General features: G+C 58.3%; 18 protein-coding genes and 2 pseudogenes. 17 read left to right on the top strand and 3 right to left on the bottom strand.

The annotated features are described in order from the left end of the window. The 16 genes and pseudogenes from ACR0JI_RS20495 to ACR0JI_RS20570 all read left to right on the top strand — a co-directional run. Nucleotides 1–250: DDE-type integrase/transposase/recombinase (locus ACR0JI_RS20495; RefSeq protein WP_480496411.1), on the top strand; the 250-nt coding region annotated here is incomplete at its 5' end. Between the two features lie 47 nt (nt 251–297). Then, nucleotides 298–459, top strand: a pseudogene (pgk, locus tag ACR0JI_RS20500) (phosphoglycerate kinase); the annotation flags it as partial. Between the two features lie 358 nt (nt 460–817). Next, the gene (locus ACR0JI_RS20505; RefSeq protein ID WP_480478490.1) at nt 818–1,585 is read left to right on the top strand and encodes an ABC transporter ATP-binding protein; all 768 of its coding nucleotides are present in this window, start codon (nt 818–820) and stop codon (nt 1,583–1,585) included. Continuing rightward, nucleotides 1,585–2,286 (top strand): ABC transporter ATP-binding protein, encoded by a 702-nt coding sequence (locus ACR0JI_RS20510; protein ID WP_480478488.1) that lies wholly within the window; start codon nt 1,585–1,587, stop codon nt 2,284–2,286. The genes ACR0JI_RS20505 and ACR0JI_RS20510 overlap by 1 nt, the downstream gene beginning before the upstream one ends. Before the next feature lie 59 nt (nt 2,287–2,345). After that, entirely contained in the window at nt 2,346–3,566 is a 1,221-nt protein-coding gene (locus ACR0JI_RS20515) for an ABC transporter substrate-binding protein (RefSeq protein WP_480478486.1), read from the top strand. A gap of 121 nt (nt 3,567–3,687) precedes the next feature. After that, nucleotides 3,688–4,548, top strand: coding sequence for a branched-chain amino acid ABC transporter permease (locus ACR0JI_RS20520; protein WP_480478484.1), 861 nt, complete (start codon nt 3,688–3,690; stop codon nt 4,546–4,548). Continuing rightward, entirely contained in the window at nt 4,545–5,504 is a 960-nt protein-coding gene (locus ACR0JI_RS20525) for a branched-chain amino acid ABC transporter permease (protein ID WP_480478482.1), read from the top strand. Before ACR0JI_RS20520 ends, ACR0JI_RS20525 begins: the two co-directional genes overlap by 4 nt. Then, entirely contained in the window at nt 5,504–6,658 is a 1,155-nt protein-coding gene (locus tag ACR0JI_RS20530) for an acyl-CoA dehydrogenase family protein (RefSeq protein WP_480478480.1), read from the top strand. The genes ACR0JI_RS20525 and ACR0JI_RS20530 overlap by 1 nt, the downstream gene beginning before the upstream one ends. Before the next feature lie 10 nt (nt 6,659–6,668). Then, the gene (locus ACR0JI_RS20535; protein ID WP_480478478.1) at nt 6,669–7,685 is read left to right on the top strand and encodes a zinc-dependent alcohol dehydrogenase family protein; all 1,017 of its coding nucleotides are present in this window, start codon (nt 6,669–6,671) and stop codon (nt 7,683–7,685) included. A 3-nt stretch (nt 7,686–7,688) separates the two neighbouring features. Further along, nucleotides 7,689–9,254, top strand: a complete 1,566-nt coding sequence (locus ACR0JI_RS20540; RefSeq protein WP_480496409.1) for an acyl-CoA synthetase — start codon at nt 7,689–7,691, stop codon at nt 9,252–9,254. Then, the gene (gene mmsB, locus ACR0JI_RS20545; RefSeq protein ID WP_480478655.1) at nt 9,254–10,123 is read left to right on the top strand and encodes a 3-hydroxyisobutyrate dehydrogenase; all 870 of its coding nucleotides are present in this window, start codon (nt 9,254–9,256) and stop codon (nt 10,121–10,123) included. Before ACR0JI_RS20540 ends, mmsB begins: the two co-directional genes overlap by 1 nt. Before the next feature lie 62 nt (nt 10,124–10,185). Continuing rightward, a complete protein-coding gene (locus ACR0JI_RS20550) occupies nt 10,186–11,907 on the top strand; it encodes a PHA/PHB synthase family protein (RefSeq protein WP_480478474.1) in 1,722 nt (573 codons plus the stop codon). Between the two features lie 31 nt (nt 11,908–11,938). After that, nucleotides 11,939–12,781: an alpha/beta fold hydrolase gene (locus tag ACR0JI_RS20555; protein WP_480478472.1), complete on the top strand. Its 843-nt coding sequence runs from the start codon at nt 11,939–11,941 to the stop codon at nt 12,779–12,781. Beyond that, nucleotides 12,781–14,424 carry a glycerol-3-phosphate dehydrogenase gene (gene glpD, locus ACR0JI_RS20560; protein ID WP_480496407.1) on the top strand — a complete coding sequence of 548 codons (1,644 nt, stop codon included), beginning with the start codon at nt 12,781–12,783 and terminating at the stop codon, nt 14,422–14,424. Before ACR0JI_RS20555 ends, glpD begins: the two co-directional genes overlap by 1 nt. Further along, nucleotides 14,421–15,923 (top strand): glycerol kinase GlpK, encoded by a 1,503-nt coding sequence (gene glpK / locus ACR0JI_RS20565; RefSeq protein ID WP_480478468.1) that lies wholly within the window; start codon nt 14,421–14,423, stop codon nt 15,921–15,923. Before glpD ends, glpK begins: the two co-directional genes overlap by 4 nt. A gap of 212 nt (nt 15,924–16,135) precedes the next feature. Beyond that, nucleotides 16,136–16,801: a cupin domain-containing protein gene (locus ACR0JI_RS20570; protein ID WP_480496405.1), complete on the top strand. Its 666-nt coding sequence runs from the start codon at nt 16,136–16,138 to the stop codon at nt 16,799–16,801. 177 nt (nt 16,802–16,978) lie between these two features. On the opposite strand, the gene ACR0JI_RS20575 is transcribed toward ACR0JI_RS20570, so the two are convergent. Beyond that, nucleotides 16,979–17,875, bottom strand: a complete 897-nt coding sequence (locus ACR0JI_RS20575; protein ID WP_480478464.1) for a LysR substrate-binding domain-containing protein — start codon at nt 17,873–17,875, stop codon at nt 16,979–16,981. 228 nt (nt 17,876–18,103) lie between these two features. Between ACR0JI_RS20575 and ACR0JI_RS20580 the strand changes: the two are divergent. Further along, nucleotides 18,104–18,298 (top strand): annotated as a pseudogene (locus ACR0JI_RS20580) (IS6 family transposase); the annotation flags it as partial. Between the two features lie 62 nt (nt 18,299–18,360). Here the strand turns inward: ACR0JI_RS20580 and ACR0JI_RS20585 are convergent. Both ACR0JI_RS20585 and ACR0JI_RS20590 read right to left on the bottom strand, forming a co-directional pair. Further along, nucleotides 18,361–19,320, bottom strand: a complete 960-nt coding sequence (locus tag ACR0JI_RS20585; RefSeq protein WP_480496403.1) for an IS5 family transposase — start codon at nt 19,318–19,320, stop codon at nt 18,361–18,363. A 110-nt stretch (nt 19,321–19,430) separates the two neighbouring features. Continuing rightward, entirely contained in the window at nt 19,431–20,318 is an 888-nt protein-coding gene (locus ACR0JI_RS20590) for a LysR family transcriptional regulator (protein WP_480478460.1), read from the bottom strand. Nucleotides 20,319–20,404: the final 86 nt, after the last annotated feature.

Genomic DNA, 20,404 nt, shown 5'->3' on the forward strand with positions numbered 1-20,404 from the left:
CGCAGATCACCGGGCTCACAAGGGCCTGAATAATCGTATTGAGGGCTCGCACCGACCAACCCGGAAGCGAGAGAAGCTTATGGGCCGGTTCAAGTCGGGCAGGCAGGCGCAGCGCTTCCTCTCCGCCTATGACCAGATCAACACGATCTTCCGTCCCCGCCGCTACCGTCTTACCGCCATCTCTTACCGCCACGCCAGATCAGATGCCTTCGATCAGTGGCGGAGCTACGCACTTGACATGACCGCGTGATCGTATCCGCATCAGACTTTTGCAATCAGTGCAGAATAAGTTGGCAATCCCAAGCAGGGACGCGCGTTGTTGCGGGGGGCGGAGATACCCTGGCGCTGCTCGACCAATGCGGGATGGCCGACCAGTTCACCTTTTGCTCGACAGCGGGTGGCGCATTTCTGGAATGGCTGGAAGGGAAGGATCTTCCGGGACTCGCGGCGGTTCGCTGATCGAAACTGCTATACCGGAAATCCGGTCCCCGGACAGCGGTTTTCCTTGGAATACAAGCACTAGGGCTGCGTGGACCGACACGCGCGATTAAGCCTGAGGCCGAGGCATGCCGCCCGGATCCGCATCGCGCACAAATACAAAACGATAGCGATATTTTCGATATGGTGAGGCACCTGTCGCGGCCATATCATGTGGCTTTCGCCTGACGAAAAAGAGGTATGGCCGTGTGCTGTGCTCATGACGGCTCGCCGATGGTATCTAAAATTTTGGTGAGTCAGCGGGTTCTTTGCGTTTCCCACAGAATTTCCCATCAAGTATTATCTGTCGGAATGGGTGGAAATTTGGGTGGAGCACCTCATGACTACAGCAGTTTTACGTGTGGAAGGGCTTTGCAAGTCTTTTGGCGGTGTTCACGCCATAAAGGACCTTTCGTTCAAGGTGGAACCTGGCGAGGTGATGGGATTGATCGGCCCTAACGGTTCGGGCAAATCAACGACCGTTAACTCGCTGGCCGGGATCTTTCCGGTAACATCCGGAGAGATTTTTCTTGCCGGAGCGCATATTCAGCATCTTCCGGAATATGAGCGTGTTGAGCTTGGGTTGGCGCGGACCTTTCAGACGGCGAGCATCTTTCCCGAGTTCACGGTTCGTCAGCAGATCACGCTGGGATGCGAATCGACGCTGAAGTCGTCGCCATTGTCGTCGGTCTTCGGTGTTGGCGGCCATGAGGGCGAACGCGAAACGGTCGAAATGCGGGTGCAGGATATTCTTGAGATCACCGGCCTGCTTGAGGTTGCGGATGAACCCATCGGAACCATTTCGTCCGGCCAGCAACGGTTTCTGATGGTCGCCACGGCGCTGGCCTCTGAGCCAAAGATCATCCTGCTTGACGAACCTGCGGCAGGGCTTGTGTCGCATGAGCGCAAGACCTTGAGCGAGCTGATCAAATCGATCCGCGCGCGCGGTGTTGCCGTGCTGGTGATCGAGCATCACATGGCGCTCATCATGGAGGTTTGCGACCGGATTGTGGTTCTCAATTTCGGTTCCAAGATCGCTGATGGCACACCGGCGGAGATCCGCAGCAACCAGGCGGTTATCGACGCTTATTTGGGGGAATCAGTTTAATGCTCGAAGTACGGGATTTACGGGTAAGCTACGGGCCGATTGAAGTGGTCCACGGCATCAACCTTGACGTCAAGGAGGGCGAGTGCGTCGCGCTGATCGGTGCGAATGGCGCGGGCAAGTCCTCGACCTTGAAGGCGATCTGCGGCCTAGTACAGGCCCGGAGCGGCAAGATCAGCTTTGACGGCAAGGACATCACCAATCAGAGCGGACATTCGATCGTCCGCGCCGGAATAACCATGTGCCCCGAAGGGCGGCAGGTTTTCCCGCAGATGAACGTCCTGAAGAATCTGCGCATGGGTGCCTATGCGCGCAGCGATTCCGAGCAGGCCAGCGATGTTGAAGAGATGATGGACATGTTTCCGATCCTTCGTCAGCGCGCGACGCAGGCGGCGGGAACCTTGTCCGGTGGCGAACAGGAGATGCTTGCGATCGGCCGGGCTCTGATGGCGCGTCCCAGGCTGTGCATTTTTGATGAGCCGTCTCTGGGTCTTGCGCCAAAGATCGTGGCCGAGGTCGGCGAGACCATCGACCGCATCAAGAAGACAGGGATGACAATTCTTCTGGTTGAGCAAAACTCGCTGATGGCGCTCAGGCTGGCTGACCGGGCCTATCTGTTCGAAGCAGGAGAAATTGTCTTGGAGGGAACGGGAGAGGAACTGCAATCCCATCCCGAAGTCGCAAAGGCCTATCTGGGCCATTAAAGCCGGGAGTTTTCCGGGGGAGACCCCCGGCACCAAGATCTACGCAGGAGGAAATGTAGATGACTATTGGAAATTTCAGAACAGCCACGGTCTTTACCGCGTTGGGCCTTGCGCTGTCGAGTGCGGCCGTTCAGGCGGGTGAGAAAACCTTGGACATCGGTGTCAGCGACGCCTTGACCGGTGGCGCGGCCGTCTATGGCCTGCCGCAGGCGCAGGCCGTTGAACTGGCCGCAGAAGAGATCAATGCCAGCGGTGGCGTCAAGGTGGGTGACGACACATACATGCTGAACGTGATCGCCTATGATGACAAGGCCAACCCGACCGAAGCGTCGAACTCGGTTCGCAAACTTCTGGACCGGGATGGTGTAAAATACATACTGGGCTTCTGCTGCTCTGGCGCGACTGGTGCGGTTGCATCCTTCATCCAGAATGAGGATGCTGTGATGCTGGTTGGCAATGCGGCCGAGCGTTCCATCACAACCCGCGAAATTCCAAACTTGGTGCGCACACGCCCGCCGGCGGATTATACCGGTGCAGCCGCAGGACGTTTTGTTGCGGCCAAGGGTCACAAGCGCGTTGCCGTTCTGGGCGCTTTGGAAGTCGGTTTCTACGCAAGCTACGTCGAGGCATTTGAGCATGAGCTGACCGCTGCTGGGGGCGAGGTCATCACCCATGAACTCTTTGCGCTCAAAGATCGGGACATGACCCCTCAGTTGACCAAAATCCGCGGCCTGGAACCGGATGCGATCTTGGTTGTCGGTTATGTAGAACCGGCTGCCTTCGTCTATCGTCAGGCTGTCGAACTAGGTATTGACGTTCCACGTTACGGCTTCACGAGCGGTAGCGAAGAGCAGTTCCTGCGCGTCGCCACATCCGAACAGATGGAAGGGGTCTGGGACCTACGCCCGACCGAACTGACATTGCTGTCGGCAACCGAAAACGGTATTGCCTACCACGAAAACTTCAGCGCCAAGTTCGGCATTTCTCCGTCGCCCAGCTCGCCATATGCGTATGACCAAACCTATGCATTGAAAGACGCGCTGGAAGCGGCCGGAACCGTTGAGGACACCGCAGCTGTGGCCGCCGCCCTGCGCGAACTGGCCGTGCCCGACGAGGTTGTCATGCAGTATCTGCCCGTCGACGGTAAGATGTTTGACCCGAATGGCCAGGCCTATACGTCCAATGGTGCGTTCCAGTGGCAGGGCGGAAACTGGATTTTCGTTGAAGACCTTCCGTCCGACGCAGCGGCCTATTCGGCTTACCTAAGCACAATCGACTAAAGACGGGGGTTGGGCTGGCGGGCTAGCCTGCCAGCCCTCCCACCCATCTTCGTAAACTGACCAGCATCGCAACGGTCTTCTCCGCGGGGCATCGGATCCTCGCACAACGAGAGCATGTGACATGATCGAAATACTGCAGCAAGTCTTAAACGGCATAGCCATAGGTGGGGTCTACGTTCTGATCGCTCTTGGCCTGACCACCGTGTTCGGAATTCTTGGTATCGCCCATTTTGCGCATGGATCGGTATCCATGTTTGGCGGATACCTGACCTTCTTCCTGGTCACATCGCAGGGCGTTCCGCTGTTTGGCGCAATACTGATCGCCGTCGCCGTGGGTCTTGCCCTGGGTGTGGTGATCGAATTCCTGGCCTATAGACCGGTGCGAAATGCGAACCATATAAACGCTTTCATTGTCGCCCTTGGCCTGACCATGATGGTCGAGGGGATCAATCTGCAGCTTTTCGGGGCCGAGCAGATCGTCATTCCGACCGCCGCCAGCAGGGTCTTCAACATCGGGGGTGTGACGGTCCCGGAACTGCGGCTTTACGTCATTCTGTCGGCGGCTGTTCTGGTTGGCGCCATGGCGGTTTTTGTTGAACGCACGAAAACCGGTCAAGCGATCAGGGCGGTAGCGGAAAATCGAGACGCCGCGATCCTGATGGGCGTCAATGTCAACACCATTCCCCTGGTCGTCTTCGCGATCTCCACCGCGCTTGGTGTCGCCGCCGGGGTCATGGTCGGATCGCTTTTCGCCATCGCGCCGGGCATTGGCGAAGGGCTGGTGGTGAAAGGCTTCGCGGTGCTGATCCTCGGCGGTCTGGGGTCCTTTCCCGGTGCGGTTATCGGCGGGATCGTCCTCGGCATCACCGAGTCACTCGCCGCTGGCTTCATCTCGTCCGCCTATAAGGATGTCATCGCCTTCGTCGTGATGATCGTCGTTCTTCTGGTGCGCCCGCAAGGCCTAATGGGAAAACCGTCATGAACATCTCACCAAAGCACATTGGCTATGCCGCAGCCCTGGTTTTCTTCATCGCGCTGCCGCAGCTTATCACCGTCAAATACTACCTGCATCTCAGCATTTTGGCGCTGGTCTGGGTCATCATGGCGCAGGGTCAAAACCTGATCCAAGGCTATACCGGATATGTTTCGATCGTTCAGGCCGGGTTCATGGGCATCGGTGCCTATAGCACGGCGCTGATGGGCACAAATTTCAACATGCCTGTCTGGCTAACCATCCTGCTTGCGCCATTTGTGACAGCGGTCTTCGCGCTGGCAACCGGATACCCGAGCCTGCGGGTCAAGGGGCACTATTTCGCGATCGTGACGCTTGCCTTCAATATGGTGATCTTCATCGTTCTGATGAACTTCACCCACCTGACCAACGGTGAAGCGGGCCTGACCGGCATACCCAAACCAGGCGGCGAGAATTCGCTGCTCGATTTCGAAGATCGGCTGGTTTACTACTACTTCGTTCTCGCGGTCGCGGTTCTGATGATAATCATCGCCGCCCGTATCGTGCACTCGCGCATCGGGCAGGTTCTGGTCGCTGTCCGGCAAAACGAGAATCTGGTCGGTGCGATCGGCATTCCGACGTGGAAATACAAACTCTTCGCCTTTGTCGCGAGCGCCATGTTCGCGGGGCTCGCAGGGGCGCTCTATGCGCATTATCAGAGCTTTATCAACCCCGAGATTTTCGGCGTGGCGCAATCCCTAGATGCCATCCTGGCCGTCATCATGGGGGGATCTGGGACAATCGCAGGGCCTGTTATCGGCGCCTTCATCGTGGTCTTCCTGCCGGAATACCTCCGGTTTGCAGACAGCTTCCGACTGATCATCTACGGTCTGATCCTAGTTCTGGCGACGATCTTCATGCCACGAGGCATTGTTGGGGTAAGCTCCGATCTGTGGGCACGGTTGTCGAAGCGGAGCAAGTTATAATGCCCTGCCAGGCCGAACATGACTGGCTGGCGCGTATTCAAGAGTTTGCCGACTCTCAGATCGCGCCGGCTGCGGGCAGATGGACGCAGAGTGACCATCCTGGAAAATCTCTGCTCCGCCAAGCGGCCAAATTGGGTCTGACCCGCATAGAACTGTCCGTCAAGGATGGCGGCATGGCATATTCTTTCAATCAAAAGGCAAAGGCTTGTGAAATTCTCGCCGCTGCGGATTTCGGCTTTGCCATGTCGGTCATCAATACCCATAATGTGGCCGCCAAACTGGCGCAATGTGCGCATGGCGCCGTCAAGGACCGCTGGCTGCTGCTATTGCTTTCCGGCAAGGCCAGCGCCTGTACGGCGCTTACGGAACCCGGCGCCGGTTCGGATTTCGCCGCGATCCGGATGACCGCAGCACGCGGGACCGGAGGCTGGGTGCTGAACGGCGAAAAGGTCTGGATCACCAATGCGCGGCATGCCTCGCTGGCGATCGTCTACGCGCAATGCGGTGAGCACGGCGACCGCAACGGGATCGCGGCTTTTGTCGTGGACCTTGATGGTGACGGGGCCGAGCGTTTCCCGCTGGATTCGTCGTTTTCGCAGGCCAGTACGGGCACGGGCGGTTTTCGACTGAAAGACTACAGGCTGGGCGACGAAAACCTGTTGCTGGAGGCCGGCACCGCGTTCAAGTCGATCCTGTCCGAGATCAATGGCGCCCGGACATATGTTGCGGCAATGTGTTGCGGGATGATGCAGGCGGCTCTCGATGCGGTACGAGCCTATGGGGAAGAGCGGCATTGTTTCGGCACACCGCTTTCAGGGCATCAGGCCTGGCGGCTGAATCTTGCGCGTTGCGTCACGGATCTTGCGGCCTCCAGATCGCTGGTTGCCCTGGCGGTACGGGCGATCGTCGAAGATCGCGACGCACAGCTCCTGGCGGCGCAGGCGAAAATACATGCGGTAGTCAACGCTCAGGACCATCTGCCCAAACTGCTCCACGCCATGGGAGCAGAGGGGCTTAATCCCGCGCGGGTTTTCGCCCGACATCTGGCTGCTGTGCAAATCGCAGCATTGGTCGACGGATCGACCGAAATGCTTCTCGAACGTGTCGCACATTTGACTCGCGCCCGCGCCGGGCACGAGCCCAATACAAAATAGGTGATGAAACATGCGTGTATTCCAGATTCAGGGCGAATGGGGCTTTGATAATCTTCAGCTAGCGGAACGGCCGCAGCCCAAGCCGGGCCCGGGCGAAGTACTGATCTCGATGAAAATGGCGTCACTGAATGCGCGTGATCTGATCGTGCCGGTCAGGGGCTATGGCCGCGCCACCGGCGAGCTGCCCCTGATCCCGATATCCGATGGTGTTGGAGAGGTTGTGGAAACCGGCGAGGGTGTCACCCGGGTCAAGACCGGGGATCGGGTCTGCCCGACCTATTTCCAGAACTGGACCGCCGGCGAGCCCAGCTCCGAGCGTTTCTCGTCGGCTCTTGGCGGGCCGCTTGACGGAGTGATGGCGGATTTCGTTTGCCTGTCGGAACAGGGCGTGGTCCGGGTGCCGGATTACTTGAGCGATGCAGAGGCCGCGACCCTGCCTTGCGCGGCGCTGACCGCATGGAGCGCGATCTCGACCCATAACCGCACCCGCGCCGGCGACAAGATCCTGATCCAGGGAACGGGTGGGGTCGCGCTGTTCGCCCTAGCATTCGCCAAGATCCACGGTGCGCATGTCACCGTCATTTCGTCGAGCGAAGACAAGCTGGATTTGGTTCGGAAGATGGGCGCGGATGCAACCATCAACTATCGCGAGACCGAAGATTGGGCCCGCGCCAGCCGGGGAATCACGGCTGATCGCAGTGGCTATGACAACATTATTGAACTCGGTGGCGAAACTACTCTTCCGCTTTCGCTTCGAGCGGTTCGACCGGGGGGCACGATTTCGATGATCGGCGTGCTCTCCGGTCTGAACCTGAACGCTTCGCTGGGGCCGATCGTGGCCCGGCAGGTCCGGCTGCAAGGCGTTACCGTCGGGCACCGGGATGGGTTTGAGGCGATGTTGTCAGCGATGGAGCAACACGAAGTCCACCCGGTTCTGGGTGAGACCTTTGGCTTTGAAGAACTGAAGCCCGCGCTGGAGCACCTGCGTTCGGGCGGCCACGTCGGCAAAACACTCATAGGGTTTTGAATTATGGCTATGGAAGTAGAACCGTATCACACAAGATGTCATGCCAGCACCGCGCCGGACCGTTTGGCCTATCGGATGTGCGACACCGGCGAGACGGTGACTTTTGGCGAGTTGGAGGCACGCGCCAACCAGGGCGCACACCTGCTGCGTAAGACTGGGTTGAAAACGGGCGATCATATCGTGATCGTGATGGATAACCGGCGGGAATTTCTGGAGATCTGTTTCGCGGCTGAAAGAGTGGGCCTCTATTACACCACCGTTAGCACGCATCTCACCTTCGAAGAGATCAGCTATATCGTCGGCGATTGCAGCGCCCGGGTCGTGATCGGGTCGGACAGGTTTGCCGACTCGCTGTCCCGGCTGCGTGCGGCGCTTCCGGCAGATCGCCAGATATTCGCGGTCGGAGTGCCGGTTGCGGACTGTCTCGACTGGCTCGCCTCGCTGGCCGAGCAGCCGATCACGCCGGTCGAGAACGAGGTGCAGGGGCAGGACATGCTCTATTCCTCGGGCACGACCGGGCGGCCAAAGGGGATCAAATGGCCGCTGACCGGCACCCCCGTCGGCAGCCGGTCAATGCTGATCGACCTGTTGAGCGGCCTTTTCGGCTACGATGCCGAGACGCGCTATCTCTGTCCCGCGCCACTTTATCACGCAGCGCCCCTTCGGCACACGATGGTGACGATCAAGATGGGCGGCAGCGCCTTCATCATGGGCAAATTCGATGCGCTGCGTTCCCTGCAGATCATCGAACGGGAAAAGATCACGCATAGCCAGTGGGTTCCGACCATGTTCGTGCGAATTCTGAAATTGCCGCAGGCCGAGCGCGAGGCATTCAACCTTTCCTCGATGAAGTTGGCTCTGCATGCCGCCGCGCCCTGTCCGGTGGATGTCAAGCATCGGATGATCGACTGGTGGGGGCCGATCATCCATGAATATTATGCGGGTACCGAAAACAACGGCTTTGCCGCGCTGAACACCCATGAATGGCTTGGCCATGAAGGGTCCGTCGGGCGCGCCAAACTCGGCGTTCTGCATATCTGCGATGAGAATGGCGACGAGCTACCGGTCGGTTCCGAAGGCGAGATTTATTTCGAGAACGGCCATCAGTTCGAGTATCACAACGACCCGGAGAAGACCGCCAAATGCAGCAATGCGCTGGGGTGGACGACCCTGGGCGACATTGGCCGGCTCGACGAGGACGGATACCTTTATCTCACCGACCGGAAATCCTTTGTGATCATTTCGGGTGGCGTGAACATCTACCCGCAGGAAACCGAGGACGTTCTGCTGTCGCATGGCTCTGTCGAAGACGCGGCCGTGATCGGCGTGCCGAACGAGGATTTCGGCGAAGAGGTCAAAGCCGTGGTTCAGCTGATCGCCGGGACCAAGCCATCGCCGGAGCTGGCCGAGGAACTGATGGCCTATTGCCGTTCCAGGCTTTCGGCCATCAAATGCCCCCGAAGCGTGGATTTCCGCGAAAAACTGCCGCGCGAGGCGACGGGAAAACTCTATAAGCGCCGGTTGCGGGATGAATACTGGAACAAAACCCCGGAAAAGGCGACGCCATGATGAAGATCGGATTTATCGGTCTTGGCAATATGGGTGGGCCGATGGCGGCCAATCTTGCTGCCGCGGGTTATGACCTCACCGGATTCGACCCGGCTGTAGGCCGGGCGGAAAACCTGCCGCTGGCAAGCGACGCGCGTCAGGCTGCCGACGGGGCAGACGTGGTCATCCTGATGCTGCCGAGCGGGCCGGTCGTTTCCGATGTGGTCGGGCGCATCCTGCCGCTGATCAAACCCGGGGCCGTCCTGATGGATTGCTCGACCATCGACGTGAAGACCTCCAAATCGGTGGCCGCGCTTGGGGCACCGGTGGGCGTGGATGTGCTCGATGCACCTGTCTCGGGCGGAACGAAGGCCGCCACCGAAGGAACCCTCACCTTCATGGTGGGCGGCTCCGAGGCCGCCTATGCAAAAGTGCGCGATCTGCTGGATGTCATGGGGCAGAAATCGGTCCATTGCGGAGAGGCCGGTGCCGGTCAGGCCGCCAAGCTGTGCAACAACATGATCCTAGGTGCGACGATGGCTGCGACCTGCGAGGCAATTGTGCTGGCGGACAGGCTGGGCCTGGACCGGCAGAGCCTCTTTGACGTGGTGAGCACCTCGTCCGGTTACAGCTGGTCCATGAACGTCTATTGCCCGGCGCCGGGGGTGGGACCGAAATCGCCGGCCGACAACGGCTATAAGCCGGGATTCGCCGCGGAACTGATGCTGAAGGACCTGCGCCTCAGCCAGGACGCGGCAGAGAGTGCCGGGGCCGAAACGCCGATGGGCCGCAAAGCCCTGCAACTTTACGAGGACTTTGTTGAAAACGCGGACGGGCGCAGCATGGATTTCAGCGCGATCGTTCGCAAGTTCGAGGCCTACGGGCAATAAAGCGCGGCGCGGGTCTGTGCCGGGCCGATGCAGCATCCGCTTGAAACATGGGGTGATCCAAGATGGACAACAAAATGAAGAGCATGTTCGAGCAGTCGTTCGAAAGCGCATTGAAATCGCATCCGTTGTTCGCCGCGATGGAACCCGAGCAACTTGCGGAAGTCGCCGATTCCTTCAACGCCACTTTCGAGGCCTTGTTCAAACCGCGCAGCGATGCGTTATCGGCCTGGGTGCAATATCAGACCGATTTCGCGAAACTCTGGCTGGGCAGCTTTGCGGGCAACGGCGACAAGGCCCCGGCAAGGACCAAGGACCGGCGTTTCAGCGATGATGCATGGAATGAAGGGATGTTTTCATTCTGGCGCGACGCCTACTGCCTGACGGCCGAGCGCATGACTGATATTGCTGACAAGACAGGCCTGCCTTCCCACGAACAGCGCAAGCTCAGCTTCTATACGAGATTGATCGCCGATGCCCTGGCGCCGTCGAACTATGCGCTGACAAACCCTGAAATCATTCGCCGCGCGCAGGAAACCAAAGGGCAAAGCCTGATCGACGGTTTCCGCAATCTGCTCGCTGACGTCGAAAAGGGCTATGTCAGCACCACCGACGAAGACGCGTTCGATGTGGGCCGAAACCTGGCAACCACAGAGGGCTCGGTCGTGTACCGGAACGAACTGATCGAGCTGATCCAGTACCATCCGGTCACGCCGACAGTCGAGGCTAGGCCGGTGCTCGTGGTGCCGCCTTGTGTGAACAAATTCTACATTTTCGACATCAATGAGAAGAAGTCCATGGTCCGCTACATGCTGGAACAGGGGCTGAGCGTTTACATGATCTCGTGGCGCAACCCGTCACCCGAGCGCGATTTCGATTGGGACACCTATATCGAAACCGGTGTGTTTCAGGCGCTCTCGGTCTGTCTGGACATATCTGGGGCCGACAAGGCCGATCTCCTGTCCTGGTGCAACGGCGGCACGATGCTGACAGTCGCGCTTGCGGTCATGGATGACGCTTTGAAGCGCCGGGTCGGCACCGCGACCTTCCTGTCCTCGATGATTGATTTTAGCGATCCCGGAGAGCTAGAGGTCTTTATCGACCGGCCTCAGATCGAAATCTACAAGCGGCGTCTGCGGACGGAGAAACTGGCGCCCGGCCGCGACATCGCCCATGCTATGTCACTGCTGCATGTCAACGACTCGATCTGGAATTTCGTTGTCGGAAGTTATCTGCTCGGGAAATCTCCGCCGCCTTTCGATATTCTCTACTGGAACGCCGATACGTCGAACCTGCCGGCAAAGTGGTTCTCTTACTACATCGAGAAGATGTACCACGAAAACCGTCTGAAAGACCCAGGATCGCTGGAAATTCTGGGTCAGCCCGTCGATACCGGACGGATCGACTTACCGTGCTATTTCGTGGCGGCGACAGGCGATCATATCGTACCATGGAAGACGTCCTACCTTGCGACCGGTCTTGTGGGCGGGCAATCGGAATATGTGCTGACCGATGGAGGCCACGTCTCGGGGACCGTCGTCAACCATCCGACCAAGAGCCGCCGGAACTACTATCACGGCGGTGACCGCAATCTCGACCCCGATGGCTGGAAGGCGAGCGCCGAACATGCCGAGGGCAGCTGGTGGCCGCACTGGATCGCCTGGCTTGCGGATAGCGGGACCGAGAAGCGCGTCGCAAGCCCGAAGGCGGCAGGAAACGATGCCTATCCCGTTCTGGATCCGGCGCCCGGCACATATGTGACCGAAGCCGTTTCCACGGATGGATAGTGTCACGCTCGATGAGCGCGAGAGAGAGGCCATGACGGAGGCGAAGGCGATCATGCCCTTGGATGGCCGCCTCGAGGTGGTCGGCATAGGTGACCACAGCTTGCGGGTATTCATCAGGGAGGTAGGGAACGATAGTACGCCCTTGCTGATCTGCAACGGTCTGGGACAGTCCGTCGAGGTTCTGTTCCCCTTGATCGAAGAGTTGAAAGACCGCACTATCCTGGCCTTTGATGCAGTGGGCACCGGCCTGTCCTCGGTGCCCGAAGAGGTGGTTGGTATCACGGATCACGCCTCACTGGTTTCCAGGTTGCTGTCCCGGCTTGGTGTCGGGGAATACGATGTGCTGGGGATTTCCTGGGGCGGCACCATTGCCCAGCAACTTGCGCATGATCATCCCGACAAATGCCGCAGGCTTGTCCTTGCGATCACCTCCGCTGGCGGGATTGGCAGCTGGTGGGGCACACCTGTCGCATTGTCGGAAATCTTCTTCCCCTTGCGATACACCAGCAAGGAATATGCCAACTTTGTGGGTCCAGCGATGTATGGCGGCGAAGCGCTCCTGTGCCCTTCGCTGTTCAGGGAATATACCCAATACAGCATCCCTCCGTCTTCTGTCGGGTATTACGGCCAGGTTGCGGCGATGCTTTCGTGGACCAGCCTAGGTTGGCTGCATCGGATCACGCAGCCGACGCAGGTGATCTCGGGAATTTATGACGGGCTGATACCGGTGGCAAACCAAATGTTGCTGGCACAAAGAATTCCGGGTGCGGAACTGAAGGTTTTCCCGGCCGGACACCTGCTGATGTATTCTCGCCGAAATGAGATCGGCCCTTTGATCACATCATTTTTGGATCGCGAGAGAGGTTTGTCGTGATGAACGAAAACCATGCTGAAAGAAAATCACCCGATATCGTTGGCACCCCGGAACACCTGCTTGACCTCTTTGTCATCGGCGGCGGCATCAACGGGTGCGGAATCACACGAGACGCTGCCGGGCGGGGCCTGTCCGTCACATTGGCTGAGATGGGCGATCTTGCGGGGGCGACCTCGTCGGCATCCACCAAACTGTTTCATGGTGGATTGCGCTATCTTGAATATTTCGAATTCCGCCTTGTGCGGGAGGCCCTGAGAGAGCGCGAGGTATTGCTGCGCGCAATGCCCCATATCAGCCGGCCCATGCGTTTTGTGTTGCCCTATCACAGCAGCATGCGCTTCGAGGGCGAGACGCCCACCTCGAAACTGCTCAGAACCGTCATGCCGTGGATGCGCGGACGTCGGCCGGCATGGCTGATCCGAATGGGTTTGTTTCTCTACGATCACCTTGGCGGGCGCGGGATTCTGCCGGGGACGCGTCAAGTGAACCTGCAGAGGGATGCTGCTGGAGAACCGCTTGTGGACAAGTTCACCAAAGCTTTTGAGTATTCCGACTGCTGGGTCGACGATTCCCGGCTCGTTGCATTGAATGCCCGCGACGCCACAGAGCGTGGTGCAACCATCCTGACCCATTCCCGCGTCACCTCTGCCAGACGCGAAAGCGGGCATTGGGTCATTACCGTCCGGAACAGAAAAACTAGCGAGGACCAGGATTACTTTGCGCGCATGCTTGTCAACGCCGCCGGGCCATGGGTCGGTGATGTCATTGATACTGTTACCAAAACGAAAAGCGGTGAATCGGTTCGCCTTGTCCACGGCAGCCATATCGTAACCCGCAAGCTGTTCGATCATGGCAAATGTTATTTCTTTCAGGGCACAGATGGGAGGATCATTTTCGCGATCCCCTACGAGGGCGATTTCACACTGATCGGCACCACGGATTCAGACCATCGCGACGTTGCGGTCCCGCCCGCATGTTCCGAAGACGAGCAGGACTACCTGTGCCGCTTCGCCTCGCAATATTTCAACAAACCTGTCCGTTACGATGATATCGTTTGGACCTATTCCGGCGTGCGGCCGCTTTATGATGACGGCGCAAGCACCGCCACTGCCGCGACACGCGAATATGTGCTGAAACTCGACACCACCGGGCCCGCGCCGCTTTTGAATGTCTTCGGCGGCAAGATCACGACCTATCGCAAGCTGGCCGAGGCGGCGATCCAGAAACTTGCTCCATTCTGTGACGGTTTGCCTGGCTCCTGGACGGCGCAGGCGACACTGCCCGGAGGGGATTTCCCGGTCGAGGATGCGGATCGGAAGATGGCGGAACTGCGCCGCGCGTACCCGTTCCTTGATGAATTCTGGGCACGTCGCTTGTTTCGCGCCTACGGCACCGACGCGCAGAAGATTCTGGGCAAGGCCGTTCGTATCGAAGATCTAGGCCGCAATTTCGGCGCGACCCTGACGGAAAGCGAAGTGCGCTGGTTGGTGGAGCACGAATTCGCCAAGAGCGCCGAGGATATCGTCTGGCGCCGTTCCAAACTGGGCCTGAGGCTGAGCGCCGAGAAGGTCGGCGCATTGCAGCACTGGATGCAGGACGCGGGTTTTGAATCGGCAAAGGCCGAGATGGAGGCACTGCGATGAGCCACATACTTGCAATAGATCAGGGCACGACATCGAGCCGCGCCATCATTTTTGACAGCAGCATGCGTCTGATTGCGACGTCACAAGAAGAGTTTCCCCAACACTATCCTGCCTCCGGCTGGGTCGAACACGACCCGACCGACTTGTGGTCGACAACGGTGAGAAGCTGTCGCGACGCGATCGAACGCGCCGGGCTGACCGCGTCCGACATCGCGGCTATGGGTATCACCAACCAGCGCGAAACCACCGTGGTGTGGGACAAGGTTTCGGGCAGACCCATCCACAATGCCATCGTCTGGCAGGACCGACGCACTGCCGATCTCTGCCGGAAACTCAGGGCTGAGGGGCATGAGGACATGGTGCGGCAACGCACCGGCCTACTGCTCGATCCCTATTTTTCCGGCACCAAACTCGCTTGGCTGCTCAACAACGTGGAAGGCGCCCGCGAGCGCGCCGAAGCGGGCGAGCTTTTGTTCGGGACAGTCGATACATTCCTGATCTGGCGGCTGACCGGGGGCAAAAGCCATGTCACCGATGCAACAAATGCGGCGCGCACCCTCTTGTACGACATCCATAAAGGCCGCTGGTCGCAAACGATCTGCGGATTTCTAGACATTCCCGTACAGATGTTGCCGACTGTCCGGGACAGTGCCGATGATTTCGGTGTTGTACGCGAAGACCTGTTCGGACGCGAAGTCCCGATCCAGGGCGTTGCCGGCGACCAGCAGGCAGCGGCGGTCGGGCAGACCTGTTTCAAGCCGGGGATGATAAAATCCACCTATGGCACTGGCTGTTTCGCGCTTCTCAACACCGGGGATGCACCGGTGCAGTCGCGAAACCGGCTGCTGACCACAATCGCCTACCAGCTAGAGGGCAAACCCTGCTATGCCCTCGAGGGCTCGATTTTCGTTGCCGGCGCTGCCGTGCAATGGCTGCGAGACGGGTTGGGTGTCATCAGGAATGCCGCAGAAACCCAAGCCTTGGTCGAGCAGGCCGACAGTGAGCAGAATGTGATCCTGGTCCCGGCCTTTACCGGTCTGGGGGCGCCATACTGGCAACCCAATTGCCGCGGGGCCGTTTTCGGGCTGACGCGGAATTCCGGGCCGGCCGAGCTTGCCCGCGCCACGCTGGAAAGTGTGGGCCTTCAGACCCGCGACCTGCTTGAGGCAATGCATACGGACTGGGATACCGGTGGTGAAACCGGGATCCTGCGTGTCGATGGCGGCCTGTCGGCCAATGATTGGGCGATGCAGTTTCTATCCGATATCACCGGTGCCCCGGTTGACCGGCCAAAAGTGCGTGAGACGACCGCTGCGGGGGCTGCCTGGCTCGCTGGAATGAAGATCGGTCTCTATCCGGACATGGAAGGCTTTGCCCGTGCCTGGGAACTGGAACGCAGCTTTGAACCCGTAATGAGTGCGAGTGAAAGAAGCCAGAGGTACGGCAGATGGAAACGTGCGGTAGATGCGACGATGAGTGTCGTTTCGACGCCGGATTAAGCCCGGAACAGATCAACCTGTTCTGTTGAACTCAATTTCCATGAAGGTGGGAAAAATAAATGAAATCAGTATCCAAATACACATTCGCAGCTGTTGGAGTGTTCTGTCTTGGCGGTGTTTCTGCCAATGCAGAGGAAACGCAGGCAGAATGAAACATCAATGAGCATGGTCATTTCATCACGGCTCAGCGTCCGTTTCAGCAGGCAACGCATGTGCCGTTTGTCACAAGCCCATTCGCGCCATCCGACACCATGCCGGCGCAATGTGACAATGAAACGGTCCGGGCCTATATCGCGGATTGGGAAAGCGGAAAGGTCGATTTTCTGAGCATTCAGCCGGATGAGACCATCCCGGCCGAGAACCAGGGCTGCCTGACGATAGATGACAGTGGCGCGATCAGCGAGGCCGCTGAATGCAGCCTTGACAACGCGCCGGTCGGGTATCTCTGGAAGGAACTCAGCGACTGGCCGGTCACCATCGGCATCACCAACGGAAAGCCTTCCGATCACAACCCGCATTTCCACGGGCAACCGGAATGCTATTATGCGGTTTCCGGTCGTGCCAGAACCCTGGCGCAGGGCGAGTATCAATGGATGGAAACCGGTGATTACTTCTACATTCCCGGAAACACGATCCACAACACCCCGATTGAGGACCCCGAAGGGTTTGGCGTTATGTATTGGTACCCGGACAACGGCCATTTCAACGGGTTCAAATATTACTGGCGCAATGACGTGAAATACCTCCGCCCCGCCGAAGAGGCCTTCGACGAAGTGGACGTCATGCGCAAGGCAGCCATGGGGTTGGAGCCCTACGGTGAGAATGTGGTCTATTTCGAGGGGAAGATGAAGGCTTACGGTAACTCTCAGGAAGAGTGACGCCGAAATTGGAGCACCCAACGACCAGATCGCTTGACGCGCCTGAACTCTCTCCATCCCGTCCCGGGCGCGATGAACCGGTTGCTCTGATCGTTGGGGGCCAGTCGCCATTGAATTGCTGACTTCAGTGGCGACTGGTCAAATATCCGGAAAGAGGCAGCCAGAAATCGCTCACATCTAGCGATATGGTCCGTACTCCCTGCATTGTTTGAAAAACCAGTTCTGAAACTTTAGTGCGGATTGTGAAAGCGGCGTATCTTTGGGAGAGGTCAAATGATAGGCGAACGACGTATCGTAGTCGCGGTCGAAAACATTGACCAGCACACCTTGTTCAATCTCCTTTTGGACCAGCCATTTGGCGAATAGCGATACGCCCAAACCATTGATCGTTGAGCTCAGCTGGAAATGCCTGTCCTCCAGTATCATTTGCGGCTGCGACTGAGAAAGCGTCTGGCCGTTATTCGTGCACCATTCCCGCCACATCCTCTCATCGTCGACATGCAATAAGGTGCAGCGCGCCAGATCAGCAGGCGTTTCGATACGGTTTGCTACCTGATATTGCGGATTGCAGACAACAACCATTTTTTCTGGCCATAATCTGGTTGAGTTAAACCGCTTCCAGCCGCCGCACCCCCACTGCACACCCAGGTCGGCGAAGTGATCAGGGCGCTCCAGCTTGGTGTAGGTATTGTTATGTGTCTGCATCATCACCGGCAACTTGGGGTGATGCTCCCAGAAATCACCAAGCCTTGCCGCCAACCACCGGCTCGCGAACATCGGCAAGAGCGCCACCTTCGTGGATTCGACCATATCCGCGATCTTGTCGAGACCCGTTTGGATGAGCGTCAGGCCGCGCTCCGCATAAGAAGCAAGCAGGGTGCCTTCTTCTGTCAATTCCAGCCCGGTGTGTGACCTCTCAAACAGGGGCACACCAACTTCGGTTTCTAATTTTTTAATGTGATAACTTACCGAACTTTGACTGGTATTCAGGTAAGAAGCCGCGCCAGATGCGTTCTTGGCATTTGCAGCCGCCATAAACACCTGAATAGACTTTATATTTTTTATCTTTTCCATTGTCACTAATCTCCATCACGTCCCGCCAATACTTTGAGGCTATTCAAAATTCAGATATTGATCAAGATGGCCCCAGGTCGTGATTGGCGGTAGGGTGTCACGAACCGGCATTTGCGAGAGTCCGCTCTGGTCCTCCTGAAGCTGAGGGTTGGACTTTCTGCAAACGCAGATCTCCATAAATGGGATTGCCAACTTGCAGTCGCACCTGAGGCTGTTTAGCCGGTCTCCATGAATATACCAGCTGAGATGCCACGCCTGAAGGGCTACCGTTTTCCCCGTGAAGTCGTCGCCTACGCCGTTTGGGCATACCATCGGTTCGCACTCAGTGCCGCTGATGTTGAAGATCTGCTCGCCGAGCGGAATGTGATGGTCAGCCGTGAGACCATACGCAAATGGGTCAACCGGTTTGGTCGGCATTTCGCACATTGTATCGACCGCGTTGCACGAATAGCGCTTGGGCCGCATTTGCCCCTTTCCCCGGTTCGTTATGCGACACGTTCATAGGTCGCACGACCTAGACGGGTCATGCGGTTGAGGGCTTTGACAGCGATGCGGGCTTCGGTTGTCTGGGTCTCCATGTTGCGGCTGCGCAGTTCCAGTCCGATGACCTGTTTGTATCGCCCGATCTGGGCCTCGCCGCGCGATCTCTGACCATAACCGGTGGCCTTCTGCCATGCCATTCGGCCAGTTTCGGTTATCATGTCGATATGGGCGTTACGTGCCTGGCAATCTCCGGGAACGGCGTTCTTCGGCGGCGGAATAATCAGCTCGACATCCGGGCCAAACGCATGCCGGATGGTCGCGGCGGTTGGTACACCATCATAAGCCCCGTCACCGATGAAACGGCGCACCGGACCGGACACCTCGGCAAGAAGGTCGGGCAGAGCGCCGGTGTCCCCGACCTGCTGGGGTGTCAGGCAGGACGCCACAAGCTCGCCGCTCTCCAGATCGAAGCCGATATGCAGTTTGCGCCATATCTTGCGGGTCTTTGGTAGCCCGTGCTTCTCCCGCATCCAGTCGCGGCTGCCAACGACACGCAGCCCTGTGCTGTCCACAACCAGCGCGATCGGACCACTGGCTGTCTGGGTGTCGGGCGCGATCTGAAGCGATGGCGCACGCCGGCAAAGCGTCGAAAAATCCGGCACGGGGAGGTCCGTCTGCATGAGCCGCAGCAGACTGCGGACAAAGCCCTGCGTTTGGCGAAGCGGTAAGCCGAACACGGCGCGCAAGGTCAAGCAGGTCTCAATCGACAGATCAGAATATCGTTGTTGACCACCGCGCTTGCCGGAGCGCACTGCGCACCACCCAGACACCGCGTCTTCGCTGAACCAGACCGTCACGTCACCACGCTGCCGGAGCGCCTCGTTGTATTCGGCCCAGTTCGTCACACGGTACTTTGCCTTCGCAATCTTATCCCGCCGCGACGCATTGAATTTGAAGGGCATCACAGCATCCCGCAGTCAAATCAAAGGACCAGCTACGCATCGGAAACGATTTGTGCAACACGCTCTATGGCATACAAGATGCCGTTGGTGGGGGCATCCACCGCATCAGTTCAGTTTTCCCGCATGACGGCCGTTAGCCAATCGCAAAATACCCGAACTTCCTCTTTCAGCAGTGATCGTTCACGGCATACGATGAAATGCGACAGTCGGACCGGAAGGCGATATTCAAATGGCGCGATCAGAATGCCCCGGTCCAGGTAATGCAAAGCAAAGCGTTCCAGAACCATGGCAGTGCCCAGGCCGGCGATCACCGACTGCAGCGCTATAAGAGAGGAATCCACCTTGAAAAGGTGGCCAGTCATCTGAAGCTTCAGATCGTGCAGGTCGGATAATTGTGACCAGTCGGCCTCGGATCCCATAATCTCTATCGTGGGACCGGCGGCAAGCGCCTGAATTGTCAGCGGCTGCGGTAATGACGCGACAAAGTCCGGATGACAGACGGGAATGGCGGTCTCGTGCCCAAGGTGTTGCAGTGCGCCATCGTCCCAGTCTCCCGTGCCGTAGCGTATGTCGATGTCAGAAGGATCGTCGCCGAAACGGTCTGCCCATACGAACGAGGTCAACTGCACCGGGATCTCAGGGTGCAGCGCGTGAAACTCGGTGATACGCGGCGCCAGGACCAGCCCGGCGAAAGAGATGGAAGCGCGCACTCTTACGGCGGGCATTCGCGCCTTTCGGAACAAGCCGCTGGTCACGGATTGCATATCGGCAAAGGATCGACGGATCGGCTGGGCATAGGCCTTTCCTGCGTCTGTGAGCGTGACACCTCTGGGCAGCCGGACAAACAAGGCGGTATCCAGTTGCTTTTCGAGCAGGCGGATCTGCTGGCTTACGGCGGCGGGCGTAAGGCCAAGCTCTTCGGCGGCGGCGGTAAAACTGCTGTGTCGTGCTGCGGCTTCAAAGGTACGGAGCCAAGTGACGTGGGGGAGTTTGGTCATGGCTTTCCTTAAACTGAAGTTTAGCCTCAGGTCAAAATAGCATTGTTTGATTTATAGCTAAACCCCTGACAAAAGCGTCGGCGATC

Source organism: Ruegeria sp. N10, from assembly GCF_056531545.1.

Bases quoted from the DNA above. Each gene is read 5' to 3' on its own strand.
- ACR0JI_RS20505 (WP_480478490.1), top strand. From the start codon at position 818: ATGACTACAGCAGTTTTACGTGTGGAAGGGCTTTGCAAGTCTTTTGGC.
- ACR0JI_RS20510 (WP_480478488.1), top strand. From the start codon at position 1,585: ATGCTCGAAGTACGGGATTTACGGGTAAGCTACGGGCCGATTGAAGTG.
- ACR0JI_RS20515 (WP_480478486.1), top strand. From the start codon at position 2,346: ATGACTATTGGAAATTTCAGAACAGCCACGGTCTTTACCGCGTTGGGC.
- ACR0JI_RS20520 (WP_480478484.1), top strand. From the start codon at position 3,688: ATGATCGAAATACTGCAGCAAGTCTTAAACGGCATAGCCATAGGTGGG.
- ACR0JI_RS20525 (WP_480478482.1), top strand. From the start codon at position 4,545: ATGAACATCTCACCAAAGCACATTGGCTATGCCGCAGCCCTGGTTTTC.
- ACR0JI_RS20530 (WP_480478480.1), top strand. From the start codon at position 5,504: ATGCCCTGCCAGGCCGAACATGACTGGCTGGCGCGTATTCAAGAGTTT.
- ACR0JI_RS20535 (WP_480478478.1), top strand. From the start codon at position 6,669: ATGCGTGTATTCCAGATTCAGGGCGAATGGGGCTTTGATAATCTTCAG.
- ACR0JI_RS20540 (WP_480496409.1), top strand. From the start codon at position 7,689: ATGGCTATGGAAGTAGAACCGTATCACACAAGATGTCATGCCAGCACC.
- mmsB (WP_480478655.1), top strand. From the start codon at position 9,254: ATGAAGATCGGATTTATCGGTCTTGGCAATATGGGTGGGCCGATGGCG.
- ACR0JI_RS20550 (WP_480478474.1), top strand. From the start codon at position 10,186: ATGGACAACAAAATGAAGAGCATGTTCGAGCAGTCGTTCGAAAGCGCA.
- ACR0JI_RS20555 (WP_480478472.1), top strand. From the start codon at position 11,939: ATGACGGAGGCGAAGGCGATCATGCCCTTGGATGGCCGCCTCGAGGTG.
- glpD (WP_480496407.1), top strand. From the start codon at position 12,781: ATGAACGAAAACCATGCTGAAAGAAAATCACCCGATATCGTTGGCACC.
- glpK (WP_480478468.1), top strand. From the start codon at position 14,421: ATGAGCCACATACTTGCAATAGATCAGGGCACGACATCGAGCCGCGCC.
- ACR0JI_RS20575 (WP_480478464.1), bottom strand. From the start codon at position 17,875: ATGGAAAAGATAAAAAATATAAAGTCTATTCAGGTGTTTATGGCGGCT.
- ACR0JI_RS20585 (WP_480496403.1), bottom strand. From the start codon at position 19,320: ATGCCCTTCAAATTCAATGCGTCGCGGCGGGATAAGATTGCGAAGGCA.
- ACR0JI_RS20590 (WP_480478460.1), bottom strand. From the start codon at position 20,318: ATGACCAAACTCCCCCACGTCACTTGGCTCCGTACCTTTGAAGCCGCA.